At 64.4% G+C, this 17,580-nt stretch carries 16 protein-coding genes; 10 read left to right on the top strand and 6 right to left on the bottom strand.

Going from position 1 to position 17,580, the window contains the following annotated elements:
- Positions 1 to 68 precede the first annotated feature (68 nt).
- Both FGF80_RS02755 and FGF80_RS02750 read left to right on the top strand, forming a co-directional pair.
- A complete protein-coding gene (locus FGF80_RS02755; protein ID WP_238705338.1) occupies positions 69 to 509 on the top strand; it encodes a twin-arginine translocation signal domain-containing protein in 441 nt (146 codons plus the stop codon).
- Positions 510 to 1,301 (top strand): hypothetical protein, encoded by a 792-nt coding sequence (locus FGF80_RS02750; protein WP_138652093.1) that lies wholly within the window; start codon positions 510 to 512, stop codon positions 1,299 to 1,301. It begins immediately after the preceding gene.
- Positions 1,302 to 1,351: 50 nt separating this feature from the next.
- On the opposite strand, the gene hmgB is transcribed toward FGF80_RS02750, so the two are convergent.
- The 3 genes from hmgB to FGF80_RS02735 form a co-directional block, all read right to left on the bottom strand.
- Complete coding sequence (gene hmgB / locus FGF80_RS02745; protein WP_006186804.1) at positions 1,352 to 2,689, bottom strand: hydroxymethylglutaryl-CoA synthase; 1,338 nt, start codon at positions 2,687 to 2,689, stop codon at positions 1,352 to 1,354.
- Between the two features lie 437 nt (positions 2,690 to 3,126).
- Complete coding sequence (locus tag FGF80_RS02740) at positions 3,127 to 3,705, bottom strand: DUF2150 family protein (protein ID WP_006186805.1); 579 nt, start codon at positions 3,703 to 3,705, stop codon at positions 3,127 to 3,129.
- Between the two features lie 182 nt (positions 3,706 to 3,887).
- Entirely contained in the window at positions 3,888 to 4,736 is an 849-nt protein-coding gene (locus FGF80_RS02735; RefSeq protein WP_138652091.1) for a TatD family hydrolase, read from the bottom strand.
- A 227-nt stretch (positions 4,737 to 4,963) separates the two neighbouring features.
- Between FGF80_RS02735 and FGF80_RS02730 the strand changes: the two genes are divergently transcribed.
- The gene (locus FGF80_RS02730) at positions 4,964 to 6,532 is read left to right on the top strand and encodes a Na+/H+ antiporter NhaC family protein (RefSeq protein ID WP_006186808.1); all 1,569 of its coding nucleotides are present in this window, start codon (positions 4,964 to 4,966) and stop codon (positions 6,530 to 6,532) included.
- Positions 6,529 to 6,801, top strand: coding sequence for a DUF7513 family protein (locus FGF80_RS02725; protein WP_006186811.1), 273 nt, complete (start codon positions 6,529 to 6,531; stop codon positions 6,799 to 6,801). Before FGF80_RS02730 ends, FGF80_RS02725 begins: the two co-directional genes overlap by 4 nt.
- A 218-nt stretch (positions 6,802 to 7,019) precedes the next feature.
- On the opposite strand, the gene FGF80_RS02720 is transcribed toward FGF80_RS02725, so the two are convergent.
- A complete protein-coding gene (locus tag FGF80_RS02720) occupies positions 7,020 to 7,478 on the bottom strand; it encodes an NYN domain-containing protein (RefSeq protein WP_008452785.1) in 459 nt (152 codons plus the stop codon).
- 326 nt (positions 7,479 to 7,804) lie between these two features.
- On the opposite strand from FGF80_RS02720, the gene FGF80_RS02715 reads away from it, so the two are divergent.
- Both FGF80_RS02715 and FGF80_RS02710 read left to right on the top strand, forming a co-directional pair.
- A complete protein-coding gene (locus tag FGF80_RS02715; protein ID WP_138652089.1) occupies positions 7,805 to 9,466 on the top strand; it encodes a S8 family peptidase in 1,662 nt (553 codons plus the stop codon).
- Positions 9,467 to 9,844: 378 nt separating this feature from the next.
- Positions 9,845 to 11,458: a S8 family serine peptidase gene (locus FGF80_RS02710; protein ID WP_138652086.1), complete on the top strand. Its 1,614-nt coding sequence runs from the start codon at positions 9,845 to 9,847 to the stop codon at positions 11,456 to 11,458.
- Between the two features lie 74 nt (positions 11,459 to 11,532).
- Here the strand turns inward: FGF80_RS02710 and FGF80_RS02705 are convergent, their stop codons facing one another.
- Complete coding sequence (locus FGF80_RS02705; protein WP_138652082.1) at positions 11,533 to 13,014, bottom strand: aldehyde dehydrogenase family protein; 1,482 nt, start codon at positions 13,012 to 13,014, stop codon at positions 11,533 to 11,535.
- A gap of 202 nt (positions 13,015 to 13,216) precedes the next feature.
- On the opposite strand from FGF80_RS02705, the gene gcvT reads away from it, so the two are divergent.
- The 3 genes from gcvT to FGF80_RS02690 all read left to right on the top strand — a co-directional run bounded on the left by gcvT (position 13,217) and on the right by FGF80_RS02690 (position 15,956).
- The gene (gene gcvT, locus FGF80_RS02700) at positions 13,217 to 14,353 is read left to right on the top strand and encodes a glycine cleavage system aminomethyltransferase GcvT (RefSeq protein WP_006186816.1); all 1,137 of its coding nucleotides are present in this window, start codon (positions 13,217 to 13,219) and stop codon (positions 14,351 to 14,353) included.
- Positions 14,353 to 14,736: a glycine cleavage system protein GcvH gene (gcvH, locus tag FGF80_RS02695; protein ID WP_006186817.1), complete on the top strand. Its 384-nt coding sequence runs from the start codon at positions 14,353 to 14,355 to the stop codon at positions 14,734 to 14,736. Before gcvT ends, gcvH begins: the two co-directional genes overlap by 1 nt.
- 161 nt (positions 14,737 to 14,897) lie before the next feature.
- Entirely contained in the window at positions 14,898 to 15,956 is a 1,059-nt protein-coding gene (locus FGF80_RS02690) for a GIDE domain-containing protein (protein WP_138652079.1), read from the top strand.
- Between the two features lie 133 nt (positions 15,957 to 16,089).
- On the opposite strand, the gene FGF80_RS02685 is transcribed toward FGF80_RS02690, so the two are convergent.
- Entirely contained in the window at positions 16,090 to 16,800 is a 711-nt protein-coding gene (locus FGF80_RS02685) for a helix-turn-helix domain-containing protein (RefSeq protein ID WP_006186819.1), read from the bottom strand.
- A gap of 128 nt (positions 16,801 to 16,928) precedes the next feature.
- Here FGF80_RS02685 and FGF80_RS02680 point away from each other — a divergent pair, with 128 nt between their 5' ends.
- A complete protein-coding gene (locus FGF80_RS02680) occupies positions 16,929 to 17,573 on the top strand; it encodes a metal-dependent hydrolase (RefSeq protein ID WP_006186820.1) in 645 nt (214 codons plus the stop codon).
- Positions 17,574 to 17,580: the final 7 nt, after the last annotated feature.

Genomic DNA, 17,580 nt, shown 5'->3' with positions numbered 1-17,580 from the left:
ACTATTTATTCAGATCATAATATAACCTGAATAAAATTTATAATTAAGTTCGGAAATGTATTATGTGCATGTCGGACCATACTCGAAGAAGGGTGTTGAAAGCGAGTGCTGGAACGGCGGCGGCAAGTGGGTTGACGGGTGTCGCAAGCGCAACGGAAGCGGTGACCGATGAGAGCCATGCCAACCGATCGGATGAGGAGCGGCGAACGCCTGATCTCCACGTCCGAGATAGTCCCGATCCGAACGAGCACGTAAGCGTCACCGTGACCGACGAAGAGTCGGAGGCGGAGGTGTTCACCTACACGACCGAAACGCAGAACGAACAACTCGCGACGATAGCGGATATCGGTATCGACGACGCCGGAGACTACAAGATCGTCGCAACGTACGGCGACCAGAAGGTCGAGAGGCGACTGACCGTATTCGGCGAGGGGTTCTCGGCCGCAGCAGGGTACCACGTCGACGTTTCGCCAAACGATGAGCTCAGGGTCTCGAAACGGGTGATCTAGATGAGCGAGTACGAATTCACCGTCACGATGTCGCGGTCGCTTTACGAGGCGAAGGGGACCGGGAACTTCCTCGGTAAAGTCAAAGAATATATTGAACATGCGTTCGATTCGTCGCCCCACACTGCGTTCGTGAAAGTGTACGCACCTGCTGCCAGCGATCTACCCGATCCGCCGATCGAAAACTACGTGAGCGAGTGTCTGGAAACGGACTCCGACGACGATTGTGTCAGAAGGCGAAAGCACTATGATACGCTCTGCGGAGAGCAGAGAGAGTACACCTGGATGAACGACTGGTTCCGAGACTGGGTCCAATGTGAGAGCCCATCGTACATGCAAGCGGACGACTGTCACATCCTGTTGACGAACGAAAGCGGCGGTGGCGTCACTGCCGATGATAACGGCAAGACCTACATCGTCGCCGAGGCGAAACACGTCGACGAGGCTCCCGATACCTATCAGCGGTACAATACGGGACGCGGACACGGTGATATGCAGACGATCATCCACGAGATCGGACACCAGATGCTCGAGTTCGATCCGGAGGCCGACGAAAAACGCGAACGGGACTACGATTTCCCCCACGGAGGGCACACGACGGGCGAAGTCACGAAAACGAACGATTCAATCTGGTCCCAATCGTACCATTTCGTGACTCCCCTTGGCATGAACGGCCCGGAGAAGACGACGAACTTCTGTAACGAAAGCTTCGACCGCCCCGGCGAACGGCGCTGGGATCTGCAGTTGGCGTCGGATTGTGGCCAGGACCGCTGGGTCGATCCCGGAGAGAACTAACCGCATTCCGGCGGTCCTCGCGTCGGCCGGCGACGGACCGATACCCGCAGCTAGTCCACGTACCGATACTTCCGCTCGCCCATGCGGCCCCAGCCGTCGAAGACGAACTCCTCGCTGGGCGTCGTGAACTCCTCGATGTCGACGTCCATCTCGTGGTTGTGGGCGTCGTGGATCTCCTCGTAGTCGGCCCACTCCATCTCGTAGCGCTCGGCGAGTTGGGCGTCGACGTTCAGGGCATCGATCTCCTCGGCCCAGCCCTCCCGAATCGTTTCGGCGTGGATCTCCGCCTGCGCACCGCTGCCGTAGGAGCCGACGAGGAGTTTCGTGCCGGCCAGGTCGCGGTCGTTCTCGAGGGCGTGTTTGAGCGCGCTCGCGCGGGCGACGTGGACGGACCCGGTGTACCAGTTGCCGACCTCGCGGGAGATCGTCAGCGTGGGATCGATCGTCGTGTCGTACCACTCGGCGTAGCGGTCGGTGTCCTTGAGGAGGTCCATGTACTCCCGGAGGGCGTCGCGGTAGTCGTCGTCGGAGTCGAACGCCTCGGGGCGGGGCTGACGACCGATTTCGTCGGCCAGTTCGTCCTCGACTTCGGTGTCCCGCGTCACGTGGCGGAACGCGAGCAGTGCGGCTTTCCGGACCATGCCCGGGAACGGCGTGTGGAACGGCGCGTAGACGAAGTCCTCCTCGTGGACCTCGCCCGCGACGCTCTCGAAGTCCTCGAGGGCTTCGCGCATCCGCGCGAGGTAGACCTGCACGGAGCGTTTGCCGTCGACCGACGGGAACTGCTGGTTGGGCTTGAGGAAGTCGGTCTCGTCGGCCGAGCCGTAGCCCTGCTCGGCGGAGAGTTCGACCAGGTTCGGGTCCTCGCTGATGAGCATCGCGACGGCACCGGCTCCTTGCGTCGCCTCGCCGTCGTCGCCGCGGGCGTACAGCGCCGTGTCGGTCGCGATGACCAGCGCCGAGCGGCCGCGATTCCGGCCCGCACGGATCCAGTTGTACGCGTCGTCCAAGCTCTGGGTCCCCGCGATGCAGGCGAACTTCCGTTCGCCCTTGTTCGCGTGGTGGAAGTCGCCCTCGTAGACTTGCTCGAGGCAGCCAGCGACGTACGTCGAAACCGGCTTCGAGTTATCGAACGCGCTCTCGGTCGCGACGTCGATACGACCGATATCGTCGGGCTCGAGGCCTTTACGCTCCATCAGCCGGTGGGCAGCGTTGGCCCCCATCGTGACGATGTCCTCGTAGCTGTCGGGGAAGGAACTGGCGTTGAGGCCGAGCCCTTTCGTATACTTTTCCGGGTCTTCGCCCTTCTCCGGGGCGAACGTGCCGGGAAGGTCGAGTTTGAGGTTCCCGGTCCAAATTTCGACGGCGTCGATGCCGACTGCAGTCATACCTCGTCAATACGGGCGATGGTACATGATATTGTCGTTCGCTGTTTCGACAGCCGTCGAAAAGGTATCGTCGGTGGTCGGACGAAATTGATTGCGGGATGGTGCTTTGTGACATATCATATGCGACAGCGCCGCGCGTGCCTACGGGGTGTCGTCGCCGCTACTCGCTGCGTTCTCGGCGGGACGACGCTGGCGGGAGACGAAGGTAAGGATTGCCGGCCTAGAGGAGACCCGAACGACAGTCGCGACTACACGTTATTCCCACCCGATCGCACGGCACCAACGGCGACGGGATGTGGGTGTGTGACTCGTTTCAGTTCGGACTAGACATAGTCACGATACGGTCGTCTCCTGTCGGAGTCCGCGGAGCGAGTCACCGAGCGGAATCGGCCAGTAGCTACCGCGTGCCGAAAACGTGATCGACTCCGTCGACAGAACTACTCGTCTTCCTCGACGACTTCCGGATCGCTCATCGCGCTCTGGAGGCTGTCGAGGCCGTTGATCCACTCCGTAACGAGTCCATACTCGAGGTCCTCCGCGACGCTCATATCGAGTTCCTGCTCGTCGATGATGAGGGTCCCGGCCTGTGCCGCGTACCCGAGCGCGGCGTCGAGATCCTCTTCGGCCTCGGCATCGGCCGCGGCGCTGAGGTAGTCGCCGACGGTCCCCTCGTCGGCCGGCCCGTTCGCGACGTACTCCTCGGCCGCGAAGAAGACACAGACCAGACTCGTCTGGACGCCGTCGACGAGGATCAGTTTCTCCTCGTCTTCGATATCGATCTCGCTGAGGACGATCTCGCGAACGTCGTTGATCTCCTCGAGCGTCTCTTCCTGGTCGAGTTCCCCGTCATCGTACGCGGCGACGATCTTGGCGATCGCGATCGCCGTATCGTCCTGCAGGTTCAACAGGAGCCGAGCCGACGATTCGTCTTCCGGATCGATGTCTTCGTCTTTGATGCGATCGATCCAGTTCTGCCAGCGTTCCTCCGAGTAGAACTCGGTCGGGGGATTGCTCATACAGACACCTACACCGGCCGCTTGAAATGCCTTTCTCTACACTAGCCGCCGAAAGCGAACGTTTGGGACGACCGGACGACCGACCAATAGCAGCGTACAGCCGTTTAGATGCCTGTTAGCATGATCGGTGACCCGTCGACAGCCGCGATCGAGCGATCGTAATCGGGTCGTCTCGGTCCCTGTCAGTCGCGTTCGAGTGTCGCTTCCGTATCGATGCCGTAGACCCGTTTTGGCGTCTCGACGTGGGCCATCCGAACGGCCACCTCGAAGCCGTTCTCGAGCAGCCACCGCACCCGTCGGGGGACCGTCTTGGGGCCGAGTACCGCCCCCGGCCGATCGGGATCGTCGATGTAATCGGTCTCCATCAGGAACGGCTCGCCGCGCTCGGCGGCGGTCCGCAGGCGATCTTTATCGGCCATGACGCTCGGAGTCGGTCCCTCGAGTCGGCCGCCCGCATAGTGTTTGACGACGCGATGGGACGGCATGCCGGCGTCGGCGGCCCAGTCGGCGACTTCGGTCATGTCCTCGCTGGCCTCGGCGTGCAGTTGGACGGCACAGTCCAGTTCAGCACCGTGCTCGAACGCCCGGCGCATGACCGCGTTCGAAGCCGCCCAGACATCGTCGTCGACCTCGTAGTGGGGCCGTCCGGATTTCAGCGCCAGCGCCGCGCCCGAGTCGACGTACTCGGCCGCCACGTCGATTCCGGCCTGCATGAGGTCGCGCGCCTCCTCGGGATCGAACCCGCGGTCGTCGACCAGACGCGTTATCAACCCCGGATGCACGCCGAGGACGGGCCACGCGTCCCCCTCGAGTTCGCTCGCGGCCTCGTCGACGATCTCGATCGTTCGCTCGAAGACCGTCCGGAAGTCAGCACCGGTCTCGGCGTCGACGCCGAGGTGCCAGGAGGGTTTGTTCACCACGAGTAGATGTGTACCGCCGACGCGAGCGAAATCTCTGACGGCGTCGATGCCACGATGGGCGTCCGGATCGAGGTGGAGGTGGTCGTCCACCACCGGCCGATCGTCGATCATACTCGACAGTGGGTCGGTGAGATCCGAAAGTGCTCCGATCCGGCGCGGGCGGCGCTCACGAGCCGATCGCTCTCTCGAGAGCGATTCGATAGATAAATGGTGGTCGTGTGGCGTATTACCGAGCGGATCGATACCGAACAACTACCACACTGATCCGGGTCTATCAACAATAGTTATTATGTTCCAATCGAATCAGCACAAGTGTGTTTCAGTATGAGTGATCGACTATGAGCGAAAACGGAGCAGCATCTCCCGGCGACGACCCGTCAGACCAGTTCATCGGGGGGGACAACGATGAAGGTCCTCGGGTCGAGTTCTACGGCGGCCGCGGGATGAGCGCGTTCCCGATCGCGTTTTTCATCGTGTGGGCGATCGTCCAGACCGCTCTCTGGCGGATCGGCGATACGGGGGGACTTATCGTCGGTATTCTCGTGGGACTGATCCTCGGGATGTTCTTCGTGCGGGGGAACTGGAAAACCTACGCCAACACCATCTTCGAGGGGATGACCCAACCCGTCGCGGTGACTGCCATCGTGGCGTGGATCTGGGCCGGCATGTTCGCCCAGTTGCTACAGGACGGCGGCTTCGTCGGTGGCCTCGTCTGGCTGGCCGACGCCGCCGGCGTCGGCGCGACGCTGTTCCCGGCGATTACGTTCGTCCTCGCTGCCGTCTTCACGACGGGTATCGGGACGGGATACGGCGCGAGCGTCGCCTTCGTCGGCCTGTTCTTCCCGGCCGGCATCTTACTCGGTGCGAACCCGGTCCTCCTGTTCGGGGCGATCCTTTCGGGGGCCATCTTCGGCGACAACCTCGCACCGGTCAGTGACACGACGATCGTCAGCGCCGTCACGCAGGATGCCGATATCGGGGGCGTCGTCGCCTCGCGGTTCAAGTACATCATCATCGCCGCCGTCGTCGCCTTCACCGGCTACATCGTCGCTGGCAGCGCGATGGACGGCCTCGAGATCAGCGGCGAAGCCCAAGCGGTCTTCCTCGAGAGCAGCGAGGCGATCGGCCTCGTTCACGTGATCCCGATGCTTGCGGTGATCGGTGCGGCGGTCGCGGGCCGTCACATCGTCGAAGCGATTTCGTGGGGGATCGTCATCGCGATCGCGTTCAACCTCATCTTCGGACTGGCGTCCCTCGGTGACATCGTCATGTTCAACGCACCCAGCGACGCGCCGTTTGCCGGTCCGCTGGAGTTCCTTCCGGTCCTCACGATCGTCGAGTCGTCCGATGTCGGCGTCACCGGGAGTCTGATGAGCGGGGTGGCCGGGTTCTTCGAACTCTCGATTCTCGTGCTCCTGATCATCGGTGCGGCCCAGATCATGATCCGCGGCGGTGCCTTCGAGGTGCTGTTGGACTGGTCGCTCGAGAACCTCGCGACCAACGTCCGCAACGCCGAACTCACGATGGTCGCGACCGCGGCGCTGATCAACTCGATCATCACGATCAATACGGCCGCCGAAGTCGCGATCGGCCCTTACATCTCGAAGATCGGCGAACGCTTCAATCTGAACGGCTACCGGCGGGCGAACATCCTCGACGGCCAGACCGCCGCCATGGGCTACATCTTCCCGTGGTCCGGCGGGGTTCTTGCCGGGTACGGCGCGATGCAGACCCTTCCCGAGCAGTACGAATGGCTCGACCAGTCGATGCTCGTCACGCCGATCGACGTCGTTCCGTTCGTCTTTCAGGGCTGGCTGCTGGTCGCGGTCTTCGTCATCGCCGCACTGACCGGCTTCGGCCGTGAATACATCACCGACCGCGAGACCGAGGAGGTGGCGCGCGTATGAGCCTCTTCGACAAATACCTCGCAGGCTGGCGTCTCCGGACGTCTCGGCCGTCGTTCGAAGTGGGAAGCGAAATCGATATCTTCATCGCGGAGTCGAACGGCACGTCGGGTCGCGCGTACGTCGGCGACACCGAACTCGTCGTCGAGGGTGCCGGTCCGGAAACGATCGAAAAGCAGGTCCGCGTTCGGGTGACCGAATTCGACGAGACAACCGCGAGCGGTCGCGGCGAGTTCGTCGAAGTCGTCGGCGAGAGTTCCTACGCCGAATAACGACCCGGACCGGGCGAAGCCGACTGTCTTTTTTGCGACGCAACGCGGCCACACAACGCAGCAACGGCGCAATCGACCCGTCCGGGTCGATGCGTTCGTCGCCGCGAACGGAGCAGCCGGCTTCAGTGAGGGCGCGCCGCGAGCATTCGTTCGGCCCGCTCAAAACCGGATTCGTGCCGTTCTTGCACCCACCTAAAGCGTCGGGAAGCCGGCTGGCCTCATCGGTCGAGCGTGACCGCGTCGTCGGCTGCGTTCTGTAACGCGTCCGAACGGCCGTGCGAGCCCGGTGCGATCGCGATCGTTTCCACGCCGGCGGTGCCCGCGTACTCGAGGACGGGTTTGAAGTCCGTATCTCGGGAGACGATGGCGAGCCGGTCGATGGTCCCGTCGCCGACGATCGCGGTCGCATCGACGGCGAGTTTCACGTCGACGTCGCCGCTGGTGATGATGACTTCGAAGCCGCGCGCTTCCGCGGCCTGGATGAGGCCGGGCGTGGCGTGTTCGTCGAGATAGAGTCGAATAACGCCGACGCGACCGAGCCTGCGAGCGGTATCGCGGAGGTCATCGAGATCGACGTCGAATTCGTCGCGGAAGACGTTCGGCCCGTCAACGAACAACCCTACTGCCGGTTCGGTCGCGGTGTCAGGCACGAGACGTGCGCGAACGCGGTCAAACATGGTCAGTTGCCCGGATTTTCCCGCGCACGGAAATAGGTGTGACGAAACGTGAGCATCGCTGACCACCGGAGCAATAGTTAGGGGAATAACACGAATCGTGGCGTTCGCGGCTCGGATTCACCCACAATCAACCACGTCTGAGACAAAAATAAACTGACCCTTGGTTCATTTCAACCACCTACTATTATTACTGTTACACTTGGTAACCCTCAGCATGGGTGCTCGCCTCTCACGTGCCCGATTATAATATTAGTGTTCGAATTTTATTGTATTCCTTGGTGTTTAGGAAGAATTTAATATCGTGCTGGAATTCTTTCGATTGCGTTATGTCCGGTGACAATAACCAACACATTGATCGAAGGTCGCTTTTGCAAACAGTCGGCGCAGTCGGTGCGCTAGTCGGTCTGGGTGGCATCACGTCCGCGACGCCGGGACGGGAGCCGGGGCCGAAGAAAGACGAGCTAATCGTCGGGGTCGACCCCGACGTCTCGGACATCGAAGCGGCCGTGGAGCCGAAGATTCCGAGCAACGCGAATATCGTCCACACGAACGAGACGCTGGGCTATGCCGCAGTGGAGATCGCTGACCAGGCTTCCATTCAGGCCAAGGAATCAGTCAAGCGGACCGTCCTCGACGCCGACGAGGTGAGCTACTCCGAAGACAACGTGACCTACGAGGCCATCGAGGCGGAACCACAGGAATTGGAAAGCGATGGCGAGACGGCGACGCCGCTCTATACCCCGAACGACCCGGACTTCGGGAGTCAGTACGCGCCACAGCAGGTGAACGCCCCGGACGCCTGGGACACGACCCTCGGTGATTCGGACGTTACGATTTCGATCGTCGACCAGGGGGTCCAGTACGATCATCCCGATCTCGCGGAGAACATGGACAACAGCGTCTCGAACGGTGGGTCCGACTTCGTCGATGATAACGGCGATCCGTACCCGGCAAGTGCGAGCGAGAACCACGGGACGCACGTGGCTGGGATCGCAGCCGGTGGCACCGACAACGGGACGGGGCACGCCGGCATCTCGAACTGTTCGCTGCTCTCGGCCCGCGCGCTCGGTGGCGAGGGCGGCGGTTCCCTCTCAGACATCGCCGATGCTGTCCAGTGGTCTGCCGACCAGGGTGCCGATATCATCAACATGTCCCTCGGCGGCGGCGGTGCCACGGATCTGATGCGGGAGGCCTGCGAGTACGCCGCTTCACAGGGGACATTGGTCATCGCAGCGGCCGGTAACGACTACGGCAGCAGCGTCTCGTACCCGGCCGCCTACGACAACGTTATCGCCGTCTCCTCGCTGGACAAGGGTGAAACGTTGTCCGACTTCTCCAACGTCGGCCCGGAGATCGAACTGGCCGCACCCGGTGGCAATGTCCTCTCGAGCATTCCCTGGGACGACTACGATACCTTCTCCGGAACCTCGATGGCGTCGCCGGTCGTCGCCGGCGTCGCCGGGCTCACCCTCTCGGCGTGGCCGAGCCTCTCGAACGATCAGCTGCGAGAGCATCTCAAGCAAACCGCTGTCGATGTCGGCCTTTCGGCAAGCGAACAGGGCAGCGGCCGCGTTGACGCCGGCAATGCCGTCACCACTGAACCGGGAACCTCTCCGGACCCGGACCCCGATCCCGACCCGGAGCCCGGTGAGTGCGGCGATGAGGTCAACACCGCAAACGAGGACGGCGAACTCAGCGGTGGCTGGGGCGGCAACCCGAGCGACACCTACACGTACCAGCTTCAGACGGCCGATCCCTGCAGTGCCACCGTCTCGCTCGAGGGACCGGCCGGCGCTGACTTCGACCTCTACATGACGCTCGACGGACGGACGCCGTCGACGTACGACTACGACGAGCGCTCGGCGGACCAGGACGCAAACGAAACGATCGAACTCGACCTCACGGGCAGCGAAGAGTTCGGCATCCTCGTCACCCGGTACAGCGGGAGCGGCTCCTACTCCCTGACTATCGACGAACGCGGTCGATAGAGCAGGCGACGGCCGCCACCGACTTCTCCGAGAGGACCGCCGGCCGCTCGGAGTTCGGCGACGGCGACCGCAGGGACCGTCGCGACCCGGTCTCGCGTGACGAACCCGTAGCACGGCGGCGGGCTTAGATGAGCATCGGAGGCCCGATCACGCGGCCGACCGACGGCAAACCGTCCCCTCTGTGGTCGCGTTAGTCCCGGAAACTCCGACCCGGTTCTCGTGCCCACACGCTCGGTGATGAACGACCGAGTTCACATGTTCATACTTTATATCCAATAAACACCAAATCCGACACCATTTAGTGCTTTATTTCCAAAATAAATCTACAGATGGTTCGATAACGCTTTACTAATTTCAGGGCTTGCTGACTGTCGTTCCATGACACAGAACGATCCCCCGGACGACCCCGCTCACGCGTACGATCGCCGCTCGATCCTGACCGGTGCCGGTTCGATCGCTATCGGCGGCGTAATCGGCTCGAGCGGCGTCGCGACCGCGACCCCGAACCGCGAACCGGGGCCGAAGAGCGACGAACTCATTCTGGGGATTTCGCCGTCAGCCACGGACGTGGCCGGTGAGGCCCGTGCTGCCGTCCCCGGCAGTGCCGATGTCGTCCACGCGAACGAGTCGATCCACTTCGCCGTCGTTTCGTTTCCATCGGACGCGCCCGCGAGCGCTCGCGAGGACGTCATCGACGCCGTCACTCGCTCCCCCGCGGTCGAGTACGCGGAACCGAACGTGACGGTCGCGTCGCTGCTCGAACCGAACGATCCCTACTACGACTTTCAGCACGCCCCCCAACAGATCGGCTGCGAGACGGCCTGGGAGACGACCCGCGGCAGCGAGGACGTCGTTATCGCCGTCGTCGATCAGGGGATTCAGTACGATCATCCCGCGCTCGAGGCGGCGATCGATGACCGGATCGGGACGGATCTCCTCGACGCTGACGATGATCCGTATCCCGCCAACGAGGCGAACCACGGCACGCACGTCGGCGGGATCGCGGCTGGCAGATCGGACGACGGCATCGGCCACGCCGGTATCAGCGACTGCTCGCTGCTCTCGGTCCGTGCGCTCGACGAAAACGGGGTGGGATCGCTCTCCGATATCGCCGACGCGATTCAGTGGTCCGCCGATCAGGGTGCCGATATCGTCAACCTCTCACTGGGGGTCGACGGCTCCTACGACACGCTGACTGCGGCCTGCGAGTACGCGGCCGACCACGGCGTCCTGTTGGTCGCAGCGGCCGGCAACGACGGGAGCGATCGCGTCTATTCGCCGGCCGCGGCGGACAGCGTCGTCGCCGTCTCGGCCGTCGACAGCGACGATTCGCTCGCCTCGTTTTCGAACACCGGACCGGCGATCGAACTCGCCGCCCCGGGCAGTCGGCTCGTCTCGAGCGTGACCGGCGACGAGTACGCGCGAATGTCGGGCACGTCGATGGCAGCGCCGGTCGTCGCCGGCGTCGCCGGCCTCGTACTCTCCGCCTATCCGGACCTCTCGCGGACGGAACTCCGCGAGCATCTTCGGGCGACCGCAGCCGATCTCGGCCTCCATGAGACCCAACAGGGGTACGGCCGCGTCGATGCGGCTGCAGCGGTCGAGACCGATCCGTTCCCGGACGGGGACGACCCCGACGAGGAGGAACTCGGGGAGTGTGGCGACGAGACGATCACCGCGAGCGCGAGCGGCTCCCTCGATGGCAGCGGCTGGTGGGGCGAGAGCGACCGCTACAGCTACCCGTTGAACGCCGCCACCCCCTGTTCGGCGACGGTCACGCTCGAGGGGCCTGCCGACACTGATTTCGATCTCTACGTGACCACGGACGGCAGCAAACCCACCAGATGGGATCACGACGCGTCGTCCGCGGACGCGGGCACGAACGAATCGATCACGGTCCCGCTCGAGGGCGACGAGGAGATCCGACTCCAGGTACACGCGGTCAACGGGAGCGGCGAGTACACGCTCCGACTCGAGGAGCGCGGTCGATAAAGCGGTGAAATCGGGCCAGCGACGGCGGCGAACCGACGACTTGGACGGAACGTGACGTCCTGGGTTCGGTAGCGCTATTCGAAGACGAAGTAATCGCGTTCCTCGTCCTGGACGGAGATCCACTTGGGCTCGGTGAGTTCGCGAGTGATCCACTCGCCGTGGTAGCGGCCGAGGCCGGACTGCTTGACGCCGCCGAAGGGCGCGTTGTGGTCCTCGTTGATCGGCTGGTCGTTGATATGGACCATCCCCGCCTCGACCCGATCGGCGAGGTCGCGGGCGCGCTCGGCGTCCTCGCAGAAGACCGACGCCGAGAGACCGTACTCGGTGTCGTTCGCCAACTCGATCGCTTCCTCGTCGTCCGAGAACGGGATCACGGGTGCGACGGGGCCGAAGTGTTCGTTACACGCCGTCGGCATGTCGTTGGTACAGTCCGAGAGGACCGTCGGCTCGACGAACAGGCCGTCGGCCTCGCCACCCGTCTCGAGGGTGGCACCCGCCTCGAGCGAGCCCTCGATGAAGTCGACCAGGTCGTCGCGCTGGGTTTCGTTCTGGACGGGGCCGAACGTGACGTCGTCGTTCTCGGAGGGGTCGCCGATGGTGAGCGATTCGGCGTGCTCGACCAGCAGGTCGACGTACTCGTCGTAGAGATCCTCGTGGACCAGATGGCGGTTGATCGAGATACAGACCTGCCCCTGGTGGAAGAAGGAGCCGAACGCGCCGGCGCGGGCGGCCTTCTCGAGGTCGGCCTCGTCGGTGACGATAAACGGGGCGTTGCCGCCGAGTTCGAGGGCGGGCAAGGCGAGACTCCCGCCGGCCTGCTCGGCGACGCCCTTGCCGACGGCCGTCGAACCGGTAAACGAGACGACCCGCGGCGTCGGGTGGCCAGCGATTCGATCGCCGATATCGGAGCCGCGGCCGGTAACGACGTTGAGGACGCCGTCGGGGATGCCGGCCGCCTCGCACAGCTTCGCGATGAGCAGCCCGCCCGTGATCGGCGTGTCCGTCGCCGGCTTCAGAACGACCGTGTTGCCCAGTGCGATCGCGGGCGCGACCGCACGCATGGTGAGATGGAGCGGGAAGTTCCACGGCGAGATGACGCCCACGACGCCGACCGGTTCGTGGACGATGTGGTTGTCCTTCCCCTCGACCGACGGGGAGGGCCGGACCTCCTCTTCGGGTGGCTCGAGTTCGAGCGCCATCTCCACGTCGCCGGTCGTGGTCGCGAATTCGCCCATGGCCCGGTAGCCCGGGGTGCCGGCCTCCGTCGCGAGCAGTCCGGTGATCTCCTCGGCGTGCGCGTTCAGTTCGTCCAGCAGGTTTTGAACGATCTCGTTGCGCTCCTCCCGCGGCGTCGCCGCCCAGTCGGACTGGGCTGCCTCGGCCGCCTCGTAGGCGGCGTCGACATCGGCTTCCGTCCCCGCGGGGACCTCGGTAAACACGTCCTGCTTCGCCGGGTTTTCGACGGGGATCGTTTCGCCGCTCGCTGCGTCCCGCCAGTCGCCGTCGACGTATATCTGATCCCAGTCGGCCTGTGGGTCGAGTGCTGGCGTGCTCATGCATCGATTCGTAGGTCACTTCCGGCCATATGTTTTCGGCAACCGGAGACGATAGGTCGAGCAGTTGTAACCGGAATCGGTTATCGAGTGGCCACGAAGGAGGGTCAGCCGTCGAACCTGCCGACTCGGCGGGGAGGGCAGGGGCCGTCGTCGCGGCCAGCCGACGAAAAGACATTACTACACCGCGGGAGATGTCTCGACCATGCCGCTTCAGACGCCGCCGTTACGTGGGATTCACGACGAACGTGGAGCGAAGTTTACGGAGTTTGGCGGCTGGGACATGCCGGTCGAGTTCGATTCCATTCAGACGGAACACGCGGCCGTCCGGGAGGACGTCGGGATCTTCGACGTTTCGCATATGGGTCAAATTCACGTGACCGGCCCGGACGCGACCGAGTTGATGCAACGGCTGACGTCGAACGACGTCTCCCGGCTCGAGGTCGGCGACTCCCAGTACGCCGCGATCACCGACGATGACGGGATCGTCATCGACGATACCGTCGTCTATCGGCTGCCCGACGAGGGCGAGACGCCACAGGAGTCCCACGGAGACGGCGACGCCGACGGGGAGCCGACCTATCTGTTCGTCCCCAACGCCGGCACCGACGAGGCGACCCACGAACGGTGGCTCAGCTACCGCAACGAGTGGGACCTGGAGGCGACCGTCGACAACCGGACCGACGAATACGCGATGTTCGCCGTCCAGGGGCCGAACGCGGTCGATCTAGTGGCGAGCGTCACCGCGGACCCCGTCGACGACCTCGAGCGGTTCGAGGCCCGGTACGCGACGATCGACGGCGTCGACTGCTGGACCGCCCGGACGGGCTACACCGGCGAGGACGGTTTCGAACTGATCGTCCCCTGGGCGGACGCCGCGGAGATCTGGACGGCACTCGACTGCCAACCCTGCGGCCTCGGCGCGCGGGACACGCTCCGCATCGAGGCCGGCCTGCTGCTCGCCGGACAGGATTTCGATCCCGAGGACAACCCGCGGACGCCCTACGAAGCCGGCATCGGCTTCACCGTCGCGCTCGAGACCGAATTCGTGGGCCGGGACGCCTTGGCGGCGGTCGACGCGGCGGGCGTCGACGAGCGACTCGTCGGCTTCCAGCTGATCGACCGCGGCGTTCCCAGACACGGCTACGACATTACGACGACCGAGAGCCGGGTGATCGGCACCGTCACCAGCGGGACGATGAGTCCGACCCTCGAGAAGCCGATCGGCCTCGGCTACGTGCCGGTCGAGTACGCGGAGCCGGGGACCACGCTGCAGGTCGTCGTCCGCGGGCAATCGAAGAAAGCAAGAGTCGAAACCACACCCTTCATCGATACAGTATAATGAGCTTCGACGTTCCCGACGAGAGACGGTACCTAGAATCGCACGAGTGGGCACTCGAGACCGACGGCGTCGTCCGCGTGGGCATCTCCGACTTCGCACAGGACGAACTCGGCGACGTGGTCTTCGTCGAACTCCCCGACGAGGGCGACGACCTCGAGCAAGAGACGGAGTTCGGCGTCGTGGAATCGATCAAAGCCGTGTCCGATCTCTACGCACCCGTCGGCGGCGAAGTCGTCGCGATCAACGACGACCTGTTCGACGCCCCCGAACTCGTCAACGAGGACCCCTTCGGCGAGGGCTGGATGCTCGAGATCGAGGCCGACGATCCCGACGAACTCGAGGCGTTGCTGACCGCCGAGGAGTACGAAGACCAGATCGCCTGAGCCGCAGTCCCGTCTTCGGTTTCGGTGAGCCGTCGTTTCGGGAGCGACTGCACCGTCGGTTTTCCGGAGTGCCGGCCGTCCGAGACGGCGACCCTCGCCCGTCGAACCGCTCGCGGACTCGCCCGAAACGGTTAGGAACGTACACACGTCAGCAGACGGTAATGGATTCCCTCGCAGCGTCGTCGACCGGCCCGGCCACCGCAGCCGCGATCTCCGGTCTCGACCTGGTCGTCTTGCTGGGACTCCTGCACGTCTGGGGTCTCGTTGTCGGGATAGACGCCGCCAACGACGACGTACTGTCGGGACTCGACTGGACCAGACACCGACTCCACGTCGGCACGCGATTGTACGCACTCCTCATGCTCGGTGCGACGGTCGTCGTCTGGCTGCCGTTTGCCGTCGGCTCGTACCCGTTCTTCGGAACCGGTCCCGTCGGCGGATCGCGGCGCGTCATCGTCCCCATCGCCGTCGGTGGCCTGCTGGTGGGCAGCGGGTGGTACTTCGTCGGCGGGCTGCTCACGACGCTTCGCTCCTATGTCACCCTTCGGCGGGCGACTGTCACCGATGCCGGTGCCGTCGAGGGCGGACTCGTCGCCGTCTCCGGGCGCGTCACTCCGCTCCGAGAGCCGCTCGAGGCACCCCTCACGGGCTGTGACGCGGTCTGGTATCAACTCACGGCGACGACGCTCCGCTCGGAGGATGCCGAGGACCGGGCCGACGGCGCTGCCGACTCACTGCTTCGGAGCGTCCTGACCTACTCGACCGATTCGCCCCGTCTGCTCGCGGATCGGCGGCTCCCGTTCGCCATCGAAACCGAGGCCGGTCGGGTCGTCGTCGATCCCGCGGCGGCGGCGTGCCGACTCGAGCGGCGGGCGTCGAAACGGATCGCCGCCGAGGAGTGCCCGCCGGAACCGCTCGCGAGTCGGCTCCGAGAGGCGGCCGACTTCGAGACCAGTTGCCATGATCGGTGCTACCACGAGGCGGTCCTCGCGGTCGGCGAGACGGCAACCGTGCTGGGCGTCGCCGACGCCACGGACGGCAGGGAGTCGATCGCAGCGACCGACGACTGGCACACCGACTTCATCGTCGCGCCCGGTGGCACCCACGAAGTCGCTCGAGCCCTGCGGGAGACGATCGGTGGCTGTGCCCTCGCCGCGGCCGTCTTGATCGGCAGCGGGACCGCTCTCCTGTGGTGGCTCGCCGGACACGGCTTCCCGTGAACTCGTCGAAACAACTGAAACCGGAGCAGCAGGCGGTCGGAATACTCGCCGTGAGCGGCAGCCGAACCGGCCGCCGAGCCGTCCGACCGGAACCGGTCACCGATCGCATCCCGGAAAACGACCCGCTCGGGAGTTAGTCGAGCGTCATGAGGTGCTCGAGTACGTCGTCGAGCGGGGCCGAGGTGACCGCCAGCGAGTAGCCGTCGATGCGCGCGAGTTCCCTCGCGTGGTCCCAGAGGTCCTCCTCTTCGAGTCCGTGAAGGATCACGGCGTTCGGCGTCGGGTTGACGACCCGCAGCGCGATGCCGACGCCCTCACCCTGCGTGACGTTGGTGAACACGAGGACGCGGTTCGTACTCTGCCCGTAGAGGCGAAAGAACTCCTCGCTCGAGAGGCGGGTGATCGCCTCGATGCTGTCGATGACGGTGTGGCCGCTGACCTGCTCGGTACCGCTCGAGGCCACTTCAGTCGCCTCGAGATCGTCGTACAGTCGCGTGAGGGGAAGCGAGGTGGCGTACTCCCGGAGGTCATAGACGACGTCGCTCTCGAAGCCAGCCGAGAGGACGCGGCCGTACTGTCGGATGCGCTCACCGCCGCGGCGTTCGTCGATCGCGAGCATTCCCTCGACGAGTCGCCCGACGACGCCGATACCGGGGCTCTCCCGGCGGCCGCTCTCGTAGTCGGAGATGACCGACGACGAGACGTCGAGTTCGGCCGCGAGATCGGTCTGTGAGACGTCGAAGTCGGTCCGCCACTTCCGAAGCGTCGCACCGGGATCCTCACTCAGGGTGATCTCCCCGGCGATTTTCTCCGCGAGTTCCCGTTTCGGTCCGCGTCCGCTCATACTCGACCGTCTCCCGGTCGATGCAAGTAGCTACCGGAGACCGACCGCTCGTCAGGACCGAGAGTCGACGATCGGTTCCGACTCGAGCGGCCCAACAGTCAAGCCCCCGCGGTTCGAGTCCGCGGAACGTGCCATCGACCGTCGTCCACGTCGCGTTCGCAGGCTTGCTCGGGGTCGCGCTGCTCGGCGACGAATTCGATACCCGCGCGATCGTGCTCGTGATGGGCTGTGCCGCCGTCATCGATCTCGATACGCTGATCGGCATCGTCGTCCCGGGGACACATCGCGCGGCGTTGCACAACGTCTGGATCGTTCTCGTCCCCGCCGCCGCGTTGCTGTGGGACGGGACGATCCGCGCGGAATCGACGCTCCGGGACCGGTGGGGGAGCTACGGCCACCGCGTCGCGTGGGCCAGTTTGGCCGGGGTGTTCGTCGCACACGTCCTGTTCGACGCGTTCTTCAACGGCGTCAACCTCTTCTGGCCGCTCCACGACCGGTTCTACGACCTCTCGGGCGAACTCCTCGTCACGGATCAACGCGGCCTCGTCCAGACGTTCGTCGAACTCGACGCCGGAAGCCTGGCCGAGTCGACGGCTCGCGGGACCACCGAGAACACCCACTACAGAACCGGGTTCGATCCCACTCGAGACGAGCCGGCGACTGCCGTCGAGCGGATCTTCCCCATCGCGGCGACCGGTGAACGATTCGTGCTCACCGTCGCCGGACTCGGAACGGTACTCGTTCGACTCGTCGAGGGACGGCGGGCCGACTGAGAGTGAC

Source organism: Natrinema pallidum, assembly GCF_005890195.1.
Taxonomy (GTDB): Archaea; Halobacteriota; Halobacteria; order Halobacteriales; family Natrialbaceae; genus Natrinema; species Natrinema pallidum.
The sequence above is the reverse complement of the archived record's forward strand: the minus strand, read 5'-3'. Positions and strand labels throughout refer to the sequence as shown.